Annotated in this window: 10 protein-coding genes; 2 read left to right on the forward strand and 8 right to left on the reverse strand. The window is 60.9% G+C overall.

Annotated features, from left to right (window positions below; all coding sequences use genetic code 11):
* Positions 1–168: 168 nt before the first annotated feature.
* The 5 genes from K6T12_RS16835 to K6T12_RS16855 form a co-directional block, all read right to left on the reverse strand.
* Entirely contained in the window at positions 169–1,788 is a 1,620-nt protein-coding gene (locus tag K6T12_RS16835) for a protein adenylyltransferase SelO (protein WP_222224038.1), read from the reverse strand.
* Positions 1,789–2,114: 326 nt separating this feature from the next.
* Positions 2,115–2,714 carry a hypothetical protein gene (locus K6T12_RS16840; protein WP_222224039.1) on the reverse strand — a complete coding sequence of 200 codons (600 nt, stop codon included), beginning with the start codon at positions 2,712–2,714 and terminating at the stop codon, positions 2,115–2,117.
* A 191-nt stretch (positions 2,715–2,905) separates the two neighbouring features.
* Positions 2,906–5,803 (reverse strand): UvrD-helicase domain-containing protein, encoded by a 2,898-nt coding sequence (locus K6T12_RS16845; RefSeq protein ID WP_222224040.1) that lies wholly within the window; start codon positions 5,801–5,803, stop codon positions 2,906–2,908.
* 99 nt (positions 5,804–5,902) lie between these two features.
* Positions 5,903–6,574 carry a glutathione S-transferase gene (locus K6T12_RS16850; protein ID WP_222224041.1) on the reverse strand — a complete coding sequence of 224 codons (672 nt, stop codon included), beginning with the start codon at positions 6,572–6,574 and terminating at the stop codon, positions 5,903–5,905.
* Between the two features lie 73 nt (positions 6,575–6,647).
* Positions 6,648–7,421 (reverse strand): metallophosphoesterase, encoded by a 774-nt coding sequence (locus tag K6T12_RS16855; protein ID WP_222224042.1) that lies wholly within the window; start codon positions 7,419–7,421, stop codon positions 6,648–6,650.
* Between the two features lie 141 nt (positions 7,422–7,562).
* Between K6T12_RS16855 and K6T12_RS16860 the strand changes: the two genes are divergently transcribed.
* Both K6T12_RS16860 and dapA read left to right on the forward strand, forming a co-directional pair.
* Complete coding sequence (locus tag K6T12_RS16860) at positions 7,563–8,777, forward strand: bifunctional alpha/beta hydrolase/OsmC family protein (protein ID WP_222224043.1); 1,215 nt, start codon at positions 7,563–7,565, stop codon at positions 8,775–8,777.
* A gap of 414 nt (positions 8,778–9,191) precedes the next feature.
* A complete protein-coding gene (dapA, locus tag K6T12_RS16865) occupies positions 9,192–10,064 on the forward strand; it encodes a 4-hydroxy-tetrahydrodipicolinate synthase (protein WP_222224044.1) in 873 nt (290 codons plus the stop codon).
* Positions 10,065–10,211: 147 nt separating this feature from the next.
* Here the strand turns inward: dapA and K6T12_RS16870 are convergent, their stop codons facing one another.
* From K6T12_RS16870 to K6T12_RS16880, 3 genes are all read right to left on the reverse strand, one after another.
* Positions 10,212–10,829, reverse strand: coding sequence for a hypothetical protein (locus K6T12_RS16870; protein ID WP_222224045.1), 618 nt, complete (start codon positions 10,827–10,829; stop codon positions 10,212–10,214).
* 162 nt (positions 10,830–10,991) lie between these two features.
* Positions 10,992–12,032, reverse strand: coding sequence for an MBL fold metallo-hydrolase (locus K6T12_RS16875; RefSeq protein ID WP_222224046.1), 1,041 nt, complete (start codon positions 12,030–12,032; stop codon positions 10,992–10,994).
* Positions 12,033–12,108: 76 nt separating this feature from the next.
* Positions 12,109–13,752, reverse strand: coding sequence for a fatty acid--CoA ligase (locus tag K6T12_RS16880; RefSeq protein ID WP_222224047.1), 1,644 nt, complete (start codon positions 13,750–13,752; stop codon positions 12,109–12,111).
* Positions 13,753–13,902: the final 150 nt, after the last annotated feature.

Raw genomic sequence — 13,902 nt, forward strand, 5'->3', positions numbered from 1 at the left:
AATAGGAGCCGGGGCCTCATCTACAGGGCAGTCTTTTCGACTTCGCAGCCCGCCTGGCTCACCGGCTCCTTGCGATGGGCGGTAGCTAATCACCCATCAACGAGAGATACAAGCAGCCCGCTCAGAGGGCGACAGGCCGTGGATTTCGAAAGCCGCGCCCCTGCGATATTAAGAACTACAGGACAGCATCGAACAGCCAGGCTTGGTGCGGGCCCAGTCCGGCCGCTTTTCGGCGTACTTTTCCATGCCGGGCTGGTCGTCGTAAGGGTGGCGCAATACCTCCAGCAATTCCTCGATCATCGAGAACTCACCCTGCTCCGCCTGGTCGATCGCCAGCTGGGCCAGGTAGTTGCGTAGCACGTATTTCGGATTGGTGCGGTTCATCAACTGACGGCGGGCGTTATCATCCAGCGGGTCGCTGGCGGCCCGTGCCGCGTACTGCGACAGCCAGCCGCGCAGCCGCTGGCGGTAGTCATCAGTTAGTTCGGATGGACGGTAGTAAGCCTCCATCAGCGGTTCCATCAATTCCGTATCGCTGATATTGCTGTCAGTCGCTTTCGCCAGCTCCACCTCGGCCAGGCAGCGGTAAAACAGCGTCATATCGGTTTCGACCAGCTGCAGTATCACCAGCAGTTCGGTGGTCAGACCGTCGTCGCTGTCGGCCTGGTAGTCCTGCAACCCCAGCTTGTGTGCCAGCATCCGGGTATTAGCCCGCTCGTAGGTGTCGGCGTAGGCGTCCAGACCGCGCTGGAACGGCTCGGTATGCTCCAGCAGCGGGTAGATGGCGTTGGCCAGCTGCACCAGATTCCACATCGCGATCTGCGGCTGCTGACCGTAACGGTAGCGGCGCTGGTGCGCATCGGTGGTGTTGGGCGTCCAGTCCGGGTCGAAATCCTCCAGCCAGCCGTAGGGGCCGTAATCGATAGTCAGCCCGAGCACCGACATATTGTCGGTATTCATTACCCCGTGCACGAAGCCGACCCGCATCCAGTGGACGATCATCTCGGCGGTGCGGCGGCAGACCTCCTCGAACCAAGCGGCGTAGACCTCGGGCGAGGGCTCGCCAAGTTCGGGGAAATCGGTGCGGATGCAGTAATCCAGCAGCTGTTTGAGCAGCGTGTGATCCCGCCGGGCGGACAGGATCTGGAAACTGCCGAAGCGCAGGAACGACGGTGCCACCCGGCACACCACCGCACCCGGTTCCAGCTTTGGATGGCCGTCGTAGAACATATCGCGGCTGACCTGCTCGCCGGTCAACACCAGGCTCAGCGCCCGGGTGGTCGGTACGCCCAGGTGGTGCATCGCCTCGCTGCAGAGAAATTCCCGCACCGATGAGCGCAGTACCGCCAGGCCATCGGCCTGCCGGGCATAGGGTGTCGGACCGGCGCCCTTCAGTTGCAACGTATAGCGTTCGCCCTGAGCGTTGAGCACCTCGCCCAGATTGATCGCCCGACCGTCGCCCAACTGGCCGGCCCAGTTGCCGAACTGGTGGCCACCGTAGCACATCGCGAACGGCTCCATCCCGTCCAGCAGCCGGTTACCGACAAACACTTCGGCGAATGCTTCTGAACGGCAGGCCTCTTCGGACAGCCCCAGCTGAGCGGCCACCTCGCGTGCAAAGGCCACCAGTTGTGGCTTGATTACGGAGCGTGGCTGCACCCGGGAAAAGCAGGCACCGGTGACCTGGCGGCAGTAGTTGTCGTCGATCGGGTCGGCCGGCAGCTCGCGGGTAAAGCGGTTATCGAAGCGGAGCGTGTCGAGCGCGCTGGCATGGGTCTGGCTGTCCATAGGGCTGGCTACTTCTTTTGATCTGTTTTTTGAACTGTTTTTTTAATCTGGGCGTTTGCTTGCTTATGGCCGCTGATTGCCCGAAGAATACGGTTATCGAAACAACCAAAATAACCCAGTTAATAGGTAGGACAAAGGATTCTAGCGGATTTATCCACCGCTGTCGGGTGGAGGGGTGATCTGAGATGAAACCGAAGGATTAAAGCGTAGCGCCAATGGCAAACGAAAGGCCAGCCCTTTTCTGCATTAAAAAGACAATATAATCATAAGGTTAAAAAACAATGCCGATAAATTGCTTTACCGGCATTCAGGGGGAGCTCGGCGATTTAGCGGCCCTTGCTGGCCAGCCGGCTGGGATCGACGCTGTTGCTACTGTTTCCGGCAGCCATCTGCTGGCTCTGTTCAATGTAGGCTACCATACCGCCGGCGACATTCTGCCCGGACCGGCTGTCCAGCCGGCCGTTGGTGGAGCTGTCAATTTCTCCGAAACTGAAGCCGGCAGGCGTCAGCGCCGCTTTCGCGCGAGCGCTGTGCTGCTCGACCAGCACACCGCCGTTGCCGGCCCCTTCATTGTTGCTGCTGGTAACGCCGGGGCTGAAATCGTTGTGCTGAATTGTTGCCTGCAGCATCTCCTGCTGCACCGCCAGCGATTTCATCTCGCTTTCGTGGTTGTACTTCTCAAGTTCCTTGTATTCCTTGCTCTCCTTGCGATATTCCGAGCTGGCGTCGCTGCTCTGGCGTTGCGATTCCAGCTCGTCGGCCTCGCGCATCTCCTTGGCGTTGCTGATCATCATCTCGATCAGGTTGCCGAACACCTCGCTTGAAACCGAGCCCTGCTCGCCCTTTTGCTTGGCATTGATCGCCGCATCGTACATCTCCAGCGGCGTCTGGCTGGGGGTACGATAAAGTGCGGAGCTGAATGTCATATCCAATCCTCTAGTTCAGCCTGCCCGGCATGCAGTTGCCGCCAGCGGCAAGCCATTACCGTTTTGTTGCCGGAAACTGACGATTTGTCATGTGTTTTCCGGCAACTCCCTGTATCGATCGAACCAGTCGCAAGTTTCGAACCAGCGGATAGGAACAGTGGCTGCTATTTAGTGAGGCACAGTCCGCCCGACTATGCAGCTTCGGAGTTGTCCGATGGCGCCACTGAATCCAGTGGCCGGGTGCCTTTACAACTATCTGATTGATCTCCCCGGTAGCGGCTGCAGCCCCAGAACTCGCCGTTTTTTCCAGACCGGCGGATCATCGGGGCCTCACACTGTGGGCAGCTAGGCTGCCAGTCACCGCACTGCGGGTTCAGGCAGCGGCGGATGCCGTGCTGCCGTTGCATCGGTGCCTGGCAGCTCGGACAACCCGGCTCGCTGTGGTCGCAGCGCGGATAGAGCGAGCAGCCGTAGAAGCGGCCGTACTGACCCTGCTTCTCCTGCAGAGTGCCGCTCTGGCAGCGCGGACAGCCGATCAGCTGATAGAGTTGCTGCGCCAAAGCGGTGTCGAACTCGTCAGTCACCAGCGGATACTCCTGCTCGATCAATTCCTTGACGAATGCGGAGGCTCGGCTCATATCGCTGACCAGGTAGACCCGGTGACGGGCACGGGTCAGTGCGACATAGAACAGCCGGCGCTCCTCGGCATGGGCGTAAGGCTCCGGCGCCGGCAGCATCGCTTCCAGTAGCGGATGGGTCTGCTTTTCGGTCGGAAAACCGTACTGACCGCTGACCATATCCAGTACCACCACGTAATCGGCTTCGCGCCCCTTGCTGGCATGGATGGTCAATCGGCCGATCCGCAGACCCGGGAACTCGCGGCGCAGCGCCGCCAACCGGTCGGCATCGGGCAGGCTAAAGCTGTAGCGGGCCAGCAGCAGCACCGAGCTGTCCGGCTCGGCGATCTCGCTCAGCCGGGTCAGCACCTGGCGCAACGGTTTGTCGGCATCCTTGGCGCCGTAACCGCAGCGCAGCAGCGACACCGCCGGATGCTCGACCTTGAGATGGGTGTCCAGTTGCTTGCGTACCTGGGCCGGGTTGCGCATCACGAAGGCCGAGGCCAGCTCGCAGATCCGGTTGTTGAAACGGTAGGTCTTGTCCAGCGCGGTAACCGCGCTCGGGCCGAAGAACTCGGCGAAGCCGGTGGTCAGCGACAGGTCGCTGCCGGTGAAGCGGTAGATCGACTGCCAGTCGTCGCCGACGCAGAACAGCGTGGCGCCGTCGCCCTGCTCTTTCAGTGCCTTGATCAGCTCGGCCCGTGGCCGCGAAATATCCTGGAACTCGTCGACCATGATCTGCCGCCAGGGCGAGCGGAAGCGGCCGCTACGCACATGGTCGATCGCCCGGTTGATCATATCGTCGAAGTCGATCTGGCGGTTGTCCTGCAGCAGCCGCTGGTAGTGATCCAGGATCGGCTCCAGCAGGTCGATCGCCGCCTGCAGATAGTCCGGCTCGTCCGCCTCCCGCACCAGCTGCTGGAATGCTGAATGGTCATAGTTGCCCGCCTTGGCGCGGCCGAGCATCGCGTGCAGCAGCTCCGACATCCGGCTGACCGCACCGAACTCGCGCAGGGTATCCAGCACCGCCTTGCCCGGCAGCGGCCGGAACTGGACACCCGCCCGCTTGAGGTTCTTTTCAAGGGTGGAGAGCAAGCTGCCGTCCAGCCACTGGTAATGGAAACTTTCGATCAGCGTCGTGCCGTGCCGGGCATGGCTGGCACGTTTCCAGTCGATGGCGGCCTGATACTCTGTCGGATCGATCCAGGGGGCGGTATTGCCCTGCCGGTCGATGCCGAAGTGTTCGATATAGAGGTCGAACTCCGGCAGGTAGAAGTCGGGATGATAGGCGCGGTGCTGAGGCGTGCGGGTATCGATACGATAGCGAGCTTCGTACTGGTATTCGATGCCGTTGCGGAACAGGAAGTTGGCGATCAGGCACTCCTGGTAGCCGCGCACCTGTTCACCCTTCAGGGTGACGATCTCGTTCTCGACCAGAAAGTTCAGGTAGTCACCTTCGGTATTGAAATCGAATGGGTTGGCGGCCGGATAAAGGTAGCGGGCGAAGTAACGCAGCGCCTTGCGCTTGTAGCCCTCATCCTGTTGCAGCAGATGGTTGAAGCACTGGTCGACATAGTGGCGGCGTAGCCCGGCGTCCTCCGCCATCAGCGTCATATCCGGCTGAGCGCCCTCCACCTGGGCGATGATCTGCCGGCCGAGGGCGTGAAAGGTATAGACCGCCAACCCTTCGCTATCCGCCCCCAGCTTGCCCGCCAGCCGCTGGCGCATCTCGTCTGCAGCTTTACTGGCAAAAGCCAGCATAAGAATTTGATTTGGCTGGACTTTGCTGCTTTTAATCAGATAGCCGGCACGGCCGACCAGGGTGCTGGTCTTGCCGGTACCCGCGCCGGCCAGCACCAGGTTGTTGCGCTCGTCGATCACGCAGGCGGCCCGCTGGCGCTCGGTCAACGGATTGGCTTCCACGTTGTCGAAGAATTCTGCAAAACAGGCTGTTTCAGCCGCGATGAACCGTTGTTGGTGGCGTTCCAGCAGGCCGTTATCCGCCTCGGCCAGCACCCGCAACCATTCGAACGGTTGCCGGAAGTGCTCGTCGAACCGCTCGGCCGGTGGCAACTCGCCGAAACGGGCGGCCGCCTGGCGAGCCCGTTGCTGCAGTTTTAGGAACCGGTCCTGGCGCAGATAGCCGGGCTGTCGCAGTGCGTGCTGCAGCGCCTTTGCCTGACCGTTGATCAAGGGGGCCAGCAGCTTGTAACGCTGGCTGTCGAGTCGATCCGCCAGTGCTTGCGCCTGCACTTTCGGCAATGCACATATCCTGAGCTGCTGCCCTCCTGCCAGGCTGAGCCGCAGTGTGGCCGACAGCATACCGGGCTCGACCACCGGCCGGGCGCAGAGATCGGTCAGCGGCAGTGCGGGCTGCTGGTCGACGATCAACTCTTGCTCGGACAGGCACAACTGGCGCCAGTTGGCACCGAGCAGGCGATAAAGCCAGTCGGCTTTCAGGGAGAGAGACATTACAGATCGGCCTTGATCAGACTACGGGGACGCCATCATAGCAGCGCGCCGCAGCCGTTGCTGCAATGGTGTCGATGGCGGTAGCGACAATTCTCCGTCCTACTCCGTTTGAGCGAAAACCACGCCCGGCTGGCCGGGCTGCCACCGCGGGTACTTATCCATCACCGCCCTGAACAGCTCTGATGCCAGCAGGTTGTCGAGCCAGTGCTGCAACTTCGGATAGGGGCTCTGGGCAAACCAGGTGCGGTCGACATGGGCGAACTGGCGGATGAACGGAAAGATAGCCATATCGGCCAGCGTGGGCCGGCGGCAAACCAGATATCCGCCATTGCGCTCCAGGTGGGTCTCCAGCTTGCGCAGGGTCACTTCACATTGCTCACGGTGGTACTCCATCGGCCGTTCGGGATAACGGTCGGCGTACTTGTAGCGATCGAGATGCTGCTTGAACACGAAGTCGTTCTCCTGAATCAGCCCCTCCATCTCCCAAACCCAATCGTTATCGTCGCAGAACAGCCAGCCGTCCGGGTCCGCCTGCTGCAATGCCCAGCGCATGATATCGCGGCTCTCGTCGATCACCCGTCCCTCCGGCAATACCAGCACCGGCACGGTGCCCTTCGCCGACGCGGCCAAAAGCTCGGCGGGCTTGTCCTTCAGAACGACTTCGCGCAGCTCCACCGGGATGCCGGCATAGGCGATCGCCAGCCGCGCACGGATCGCATACGGACAGCGGCGGAAAGAGTATAAAACGGGGCGTTTTTCCTTACTAGTCATAGGGTTACCGCACTAGTTGTGGTGCCAATGCCGATAGTACGCGACAGCATGGGGCGATGCGAGGGGGAGTTATTCAAAGCTCCAATACAAAACCGGGATCGTACTCCCTTACCTCCCAGGGCTGGTCCAGGCCGCGTCGGTACCCCTGCTGGTTGCTGACCAGCCGGGTACCGTTGATAGTTTCATCCAGACACATATGGGTGTGGCCGAACAGCCAGAGATCGATCGGCGCCCCCATCAGGTACTCCAGATCGCTCCAGAAGGCACCGGTGATGGCGTGCATCGGGAAGCCGGGATGCTGGGCCAGCGGACTGGGGCCATGGTGGCTGATCACCACCGTTCTGCCGGCGAACGGCTCGCCAAGCCGATCTTTCAGCCAGGCCAGCGACCGCTGGTGGAGTTGCTCCGCGTCTTCCGGGCTGAACACCCGCTCGCCGTTCACGATCAGCCGGTGGTCGTTCATCATCCGGCGGGCGGCATCCAGCGATTTCTTGCGCTGCCGGGTCGCGCGGTAATCGGTCCACAGGGTGCAGCCCAGGAAGCGTACGCCTTGGCTGATCCATTGGTCGTCATCCAGCAGCTGGACCGGGCTATCGGCGCTCAACTCCCGCAGTGCTCGGCGGTTGGTTGGCAGATCCTGAAAGTAGTATTCGTGGTTGCCCGGCACGTAAAGGATCGGCCGACCGAGGCGTTCCGCCTGCTCGATCGCCCACTGCATGCCGTCGGTGCCGACTCCGATATCACCGGCCAGTACGATCAGCTCGGCGTCGGTGGGCTCGATATGAAACCGCTCCACCGCGTCGCCAAAGAACTCGATATGCAGGTCGGATAGTAACTGAATCTTCATCGCCGGCGTTTCTTTCATCTATTGCACAGCAGCACTACCTACAGTGTAACGCCTGTGGCTGGCGGTCGGCGGTCCGGCGAACCGCGTCCGCTTTGCTATAGTCGAAAGACCATCATTCCTGCCAATTCGAGGGGCCTCCCGATGACAGCCAGACTCAGAGTGGAATTCGACAATGGCGACAACAGGCTGGCCGGCCTGCTGGAATCGCCGGCGCACGAGATCCGCGGCTATGCACTGTTCGCGCACTGCTTTACCTGCGGCAAGGATATCGCGGCGGCTTCACGAATCGCCCGCGCGCTGGTGGCCCAGGGGATCGCCGTCATGCGCTTCGACTTTACCGGGCTGGGCAACAGCGACGGCGATTTCGCCAACACCAATTTCTCCTCCAACGTGCAGGATCTGGTTGCCGCCGCCGATTTTCTCCGTCAGCGCTACCAGGCACCGGCGCTGCTGATCGGCCATAGTCTCGGTGGCGCGGCTGCATTGCAGGCGGCGTTTCAGGTGCCGGAGGCGGTCGCTGTGGCCACCATTGGCGCGCCGGCCAACGCCGGCCATGTCGCCAAGCAGTTCGGCTGCGATATCAAGCGGATCGAAGCGGAGGGCGAAGCGCAGGTGATGCTGGCAGGCCGGCCCTTCACCATCAAGAAGCAGTTTCTGGACGATATCGCCGCCCACGACAGCAGCCGGCTGGCGGCGCTGAAAAAGGCCCTGTTGGTGATGCACTCGCCCGTGGATACGGTGGTGTCGATCAATGAAGCCCAGGCGATCTACCAGGCGGCCAAGCATCCGAAAAGCTTTATCAGCCTGGATTCCGCCGACCACCTGCTGACCGATAAGGCGGATTCCGAGTACGTCGCCGGCTGCATCGCCGCCTGGGCCAGTCGCTACCTGCCGGACTACAGCTTCAGCCGACCGCAACAGAACGAGCTGCATACCGGCCATGTGCGTGTCGAGGAGCGTAACCACCAGTTCACCCGCAACGTGTTCAGCGACAGCCACTTCTGGCTGGCGGACGAACCGACCCAGGTGGGCGGCCTGAACCTGGGGCCCGATCCCTACGAGCATCTGCTGGCGGCGCTGGGCGCCTGCACCTCGATGACCATCCGGATGTACGCCAACCATAAGAAACTGCCGTTGGAGGATGTCAGCGTGGAGTTGCGCCACGCCCGTCACTACAACGAGGATTGCGAGCACTGCGAGGATGAACAGCAGCGGCTGGAGCTGCTCGAACGCCAGGTCAGACTGCGCGGCGAACTAACCGACGAGCAGCGCCAGCGGTTGCTGCAGATCGCCGATCGCTGCCCGGTGCACAAAACGCTGACCGGCGCGCTAAGGATCACAACGGTGGAGAAATAGGCAGAGCCGCGTGGGCACAAAAAACGTGCCCACCCTACAACGGCTTCCTGCAAGGCAAAGATGAAATTGCCAAATATTATTTCGTTTCGCCTATTTAAATAAAATTAAATTCTTAAAAGTGTTGTTCGACTGTATAAAGTTCGATAAAGTGCACGACCATAGCGTATCGTAAGCCGGGCTGATGTGATTCGCATTCCCGCTCAGGCCAGCGTACGAACCTTAAACTGAATTTCGAGTGACTGACCGTGTTCACTGTCCGCCAACACCTTAAACGAAAGAGCGATAAACCGGGGGTATCCCCTGCGGCTCGGTGGTGTGTGGTGGCCTGACAGGCCAGTTCACAATAGATACCAGAAACCCGGTCGCGCAACACGCCACCGGGTTTTTTGATACTTGTTTCCAAGGAGATGCCCTATGTTTCGCGGTTCTTATGTCGCCCTGATTACCCCCTTCCGTGATGGTGCCGTGGATGAGGCGGCGCTGCGCAAGATGGTGAACTGGCAGATCGAGAGCGGTACCCACGGACTGGTGCCGGTCGGCACCACAGGCGAATCGCCGACCCTGAGCGAGACAGAACACAAGCGGGTGATCGAGATCGTGGTCGAGGAAACCGCGGGCCGGGTACCGGTTGTTGCCGGTGCCGGCTCCAACAACCCGGCCGAGGCGGTGGAATATTCCCGCCATGCCCAGGACGCCGGCGCCGACGCGATCCTCAGCGTGGCGGGCTACTACAACCGTCCGAACCAGGAAGGCCTGTATCAGCAGTTCAAAATGATCCACGATGCCATCGAGATTCCGGTGATCATCTACAACATTCCGCCGCGGGCGGTGGTCGATGTACAGCCGGCCACCATGGCACGGTTGGCAGAACTGCCGCGGGTAGTGGGTGTCAAGGACGCAACCGGTGACCTGGCGCGGATCAGCCTGGAGCGGATGGCGATCGACGGCGAATTCAGCTTCCTGTCCGGCGAGGATATGACGGCGGTGGCCTACAACGCGTCCGGCGGCCATGGTTGCATCTCGGTGACCGCCAACGTGGCACCGGCACTCTGCGCCCAGATGCAGGAGGCCTGTCAGTCCGGTAATTACGCCCAGGCATTGGAGATTCACGACCGACTGGCGCCGCTGCACAAGGCGCTGTTTGCCGAGCCGAGCCCGGCTGGTGTGAAATATGCCGCTTCCCTGCTGGGTCTGTGCAACGAAGATGCCCGCCTGCCGATCGTACCGATGTCCGAAGCCGGCAAGGCAAACGTCAAGGCGGCGTTGGAGTTCGCCGGCCTGCTGTAAGTTTTTTAGCATCGTTACGGAACCCCGTCGCGGTCGGAGCCCGCTGCTACGCGTCGTAGCAGCCCGCTCCGAGGGCGACAGGCCACGAACGTCGAAAAAGCCAAGCCTATAGCTGAGGACACTCTCCCGTCGGGCAGCACGCCCAGCTTAACGCTCATAGGGTTCGATCGGATCGCCCAGCAGGCTTTGCCGGCTCTGCTCGATCTGTTGCAGCAGGCTGGTCGTTTGCGGCGGCTGGCTGCTGATCATTGTGCTCAACTCTGCATCCTGACTGTTGGCCAGGCGGTTATCGATATTCTGTTCGATCTGCTGATCGACCCGTTCCTGCTGCTGCTCATCAGAATCTGCTGCCGCCAGCTCGTCGTCGGACAGCTCGTCCGGCAGTTTCATCATCCGCAGGCGCTCCTCTATATCCGCCGGCGACAAGTCCTGATCGCTCAGCAAGGCTCGAAAGCGAGCCGGTATCTCGCCCACCGAAGACTGGTCTTGCTCCGAGTCATCCGAATCGCCCAGTTTTCGCAGCTCCGCTTCCAGCTCCTCTTGAGTCTTCTCCTCCTCGGTCTCATCCGCCGGCCGGAAGTTGTGCACGTTTTCAATCATCAGTGCCAGCAGCGCGGCATAATCCGTCTTTTTTTCCTGGCTCTCGGTCTCCACTGCCTGGGTGGAGGCTACTGTGTTTGTCTGACCGTTCGCCGATGGAGTTGCCTGGGTTCGTGCCGTATTGGACGAAAACGGCGTTGATGCAGTGGTTTGGTTGATGATCAAGGTGGTACCTCCCTGTTTCCATGGCGGCAATCGCCTGCCGATGGCTGATATTCGAACGGCAAAAAAACGGTCAGAATCGACGAAAAACCGCCTTTTCTAACCGATTTTTCACTATCAACAGGGATTAAGCATCGACCGTGCCAGCTTTTGGGGCTGTCCGCGTTACCGGCTGACCCGGAGGTAGATCACAACACCGTCTGTACGGACCTGGCGGACGATGAGCTGCTGTTCAATCAGGTAATGCAGGTGCGCCAGGCATTCGCCGCTGGCCAGCAGCAGATCGAAGTCCCCCAACTTGCGGGAATACATGATCGGCAGCAGCTCCATTACGGTTTTAGGCTGCCGACAGCTCTGCTCGACCAGCTCCAGCATCTGTCGATGCTCTTCGGTCAGCTGGTCGAGCCGCCGATGCAGACCGTAAAACGGCTGGTCATGGGCCGGCAGAACCAGGGTGTCATCCGGCAACTGGTGCAACCTCTCCAGCGCCTTGAGCCAACAGCGCAAAGGGTTGGCCTGCGGTGCTTCGATCCGCACGCTGACGTTGGAGCTGATCCGTGGCAACACCTGATCGCCGGATATCAGCAGGTTCAATTCGGCGCAGTAGAGGGTGGCGTGGGCAGGCGAGTGGCCGTCGGCAACGGAGACCTGCCAATCGCGACCGCCGATCTTCATCAAGGTGCCCTGCTCCAGTTGTTGGTACTGGCCGGGCAGCGGGTCATAGGCCCGCGCCATGCTGTCGGTGGCATTGATGATCCGTTGGGCGATCTCGTCACTCATCCCCAGGCCATGGAAATAATCCAGCAGCCGCTGTAAACGGTAATCACCAGCTTGCCCGGCATCGCGTAAAAACGCCGCCGCGGTCTCGTATTCCGGCCCGGTGATCGCCAGCGGCAGATTAAAGTGTTGGCAAAGCCAGCCGGCACCGCCGAGGTGGTCCGGGTGAAAATGGGTGACGATCAGCTGTTTCAGTGGCTTGCCCAGCAGCAGCGGCCGCGACAGGATCTGCCGCCAGATATTGCGGCTGTCCTCACCGGCCAGGCCGCTATCGACCGCAACCCAGCCGTCACAGTCATCTATCAGGTAGAGATTGATGTGGTCCAGTGCGAACGGCAGCGGCATCTTCAGCCAGAGCACGCCCGGCGCCACCTGTTGCAGATCGCCGGTGGCGGGAACATCGGGAAATGCGCTAATGATCGCGTTCATACGGGAGCCTTATCAGAAGATGGTAAGCCGCCCGCTATTTTTATTCATAAGCGGGCGGTCGAATCGGCCTGGGTACTTAGCCGGTGACTTGCGTGCGGATCAGTTTCTTATTGATCTTGCCGACACTGGTCTTGGGAATCTCGCCGACGATAGCAATCTGCTGCGGCACCGCCCATTTGTTGATGGTGCCGTTGTCGACGAACTGCTGCAGGTGTTGCTGAATGGTGGCGGCGTCCAGCTCGCTGTCAGCGGCCGCGACAACCATCGCATAGGGGCGCTCGTCCCAGCGCTCATCCGGAATGCCGACGACCGCCACCTCGACCACCGCCGGGTGCTGGCTGATCAGGCTCTCCAGCGCCAGTGAGGAGATCCATTCTCCGCCGGTCTTGATCACGTCCTTGATCCGGTCCTTGATCACCAGGTTGCCGTCCGGGCCGATCGAGCCGACGTCACCGGTATGCAGCCAGCCGTCCTGCCACAGCTCGGCGCCCTTCTCCGGCTCCTTGTAGTAGCCCTGGGTCAGCCAGGGCGCGCGAACCACCACTTCGCCCATCGCTTCGCCGTCATGCGCCACCTCGTTGCCCGCCGGGTCGACGATGCGCAGATCGACCATCCCAACCGGCAGGCCAGTCTTGATCCGGTGCGGCATCTGCTCGGCCATCGGCAGGTCGCGTTGCGGCTGGCGAAGATAGGTGGTGGTCAGCAGCGGGCAGGTTTCCGACATCCCGTAGGCGGTGAAGAACTGCACGCCCCGCTCGGCCATCTGCTGCGCCAGACCCAGCGTCGGCGCGCTGCCGCCGGTCAGCATCTTCCAGTTGCCCAGATCGGTATCGGTAGCTTCGTCGCAGTTGAGGATCATCTGCAGTACCGCCGGTACCCCGTGCGAGAAGGTAACCCCTTCGTCGCGGTACAGTTTCACCAGCTTGTTGGGCTCGTAACGCCCCGGATAGACCTGCTTCACCCCCAGCATGGTGGCGGCATAGGGCACGCCCCAGGCATGGACATGGAACATCGGCGTCATCGGCATATAGACGTCATCCGAACGCAGCAACGGCTGACCTTCATAGGCCGCCAGGCTGGCGATCATGTTCAGGGTGTGCAGCACCAGCTGGCGGTGACTGAAGTAGACCCCTTTCGGATTGCCGGTGGTACCGGTGGTGTAGAAGGTGGTGGCGATCGAGTTTTCGTCGAAATCAGGGAAATCGTAGTGGTCGGTGGCGCCATCCAGCAGCGCTTCGTATTCACCGAGGCTATTCAGCGTGGTCGATACCGGCTGCTCCTGGTCGGTCAGCTGGATATAGCCGCGTACCGTCGGCAGTTGATCCGCCAGGTGCTCCGTCACCGCGACGAAGTCATCGTGCACCAGCACCAGGTGGTCTTCGGCGTGGTTCATAGTGTAGGCGATCTGCTCGGGGCTGAGCCGCACGTTCACATGGTGCAGCACGGCACCGATCATCGGCACGGCAAAATAGGCTTCAAGGTAACGGTGGCTGTCCCAGTCCATGACCGCCACGGTATCACCGGCGCCAATCCCGGCGTTGGTCAGTACGTTGGCCAGCCGGCGGATCCGTTGCTGCAGGGTGTGGTAACTGTAGCGGGTGCGATCGCCGTAAACGATCTCGCGGTCCGGTTCGTTGCGCGAACCGGACAGCAACAGGCTTTTAATCAGCAACGGGTATTGATGGGCATTGTCGGCAGCGTCGAGGATTCTTGTTTTCATTATTCTCACCTGGATTTCAACGGAGTACCCGGATGGCAGCCGCGCCGATCCGGATTCGGGTATCCACTTATTCTTATGGTCAGCGCCAGGAGTCGACAAGAACAGAAACGGTCGAATAATTGATAATAGAGGACATTGCCGGTGAGTATC

Origin of the sequence: Marinobacterium arenosum, assembly GCF_019795155.1 — a bacterium.
Classification (GTDB): domain Bacteria; phylum Pseudomonadota; class Gammaproteobacteria; order Pseudomonadales; family Balneatricaceae; genus Marinobacterium_C; species Marinobacterium_C arenosum.

Coding starts and splice junctions, on each gene's coding strand:
- K6T12_RS16835 (WP_222224038.1), bottom strand. CDS start 1,788: ATGGACAGCCAGACCCATGCCAGCGCGCTCGACACGCTCCGCTTCGAT.
- K6T12_RS16860 (WP_222224043.1), top strand. CDS start 7,563: ATGACAGCCAGACTCAGAGTGGAATTCGACAATGGCGACAACAGGCTG.
- K6T12_RS16855 (WP_222224042.1), bottom strand. CDS start 7,421: ATGAAGATTCAGTTACTATCCGACCTGCATATCGAGTTCTTTGGCGAC.
- K6T12_RS16845 (WP_222224040.1), bottom strand. CDS start 5,803: ATGTCTCTCTCCCTGAAAGCCGACTGGCTTTATCGCCTGCTCGGTGCC.
- K6T12_RS16850 (WP_222224041.1), bottom strand. CDS start 6,574: ATGACTAGTAAGGAAAAACGCCCCGTTTTATACTCTTTCCGCCGCTGT.
- K6T12_RS16875 (WP_222224046.1), bottom strand. CDS start 12,032: ATGAACGCGATCATTAGCGCATTTCCCGATGTTCCCGCCACCGGCGAT.
- K6T12_RS16880 (WP_222224047.1), bottom strand. CDS start 13,752: ATGAAAACAAGAATCCTCGACGCTGCCGACAATGCCCATCAATACCCG.
- dapA (WP_222224044.1), top strand. CDS start 9,192: ATGTTTCGCGGTTCTTATGTCGCCCTGATTACCCCCTTCCGTGATGGT.
- K6T12_RS16840 (WP_222224039.1), bottom strand. CDS start 2,714: ATGACATTCAGCTCCGCACTTTATCGTACCCCCAGCCAGACGCCGCTG.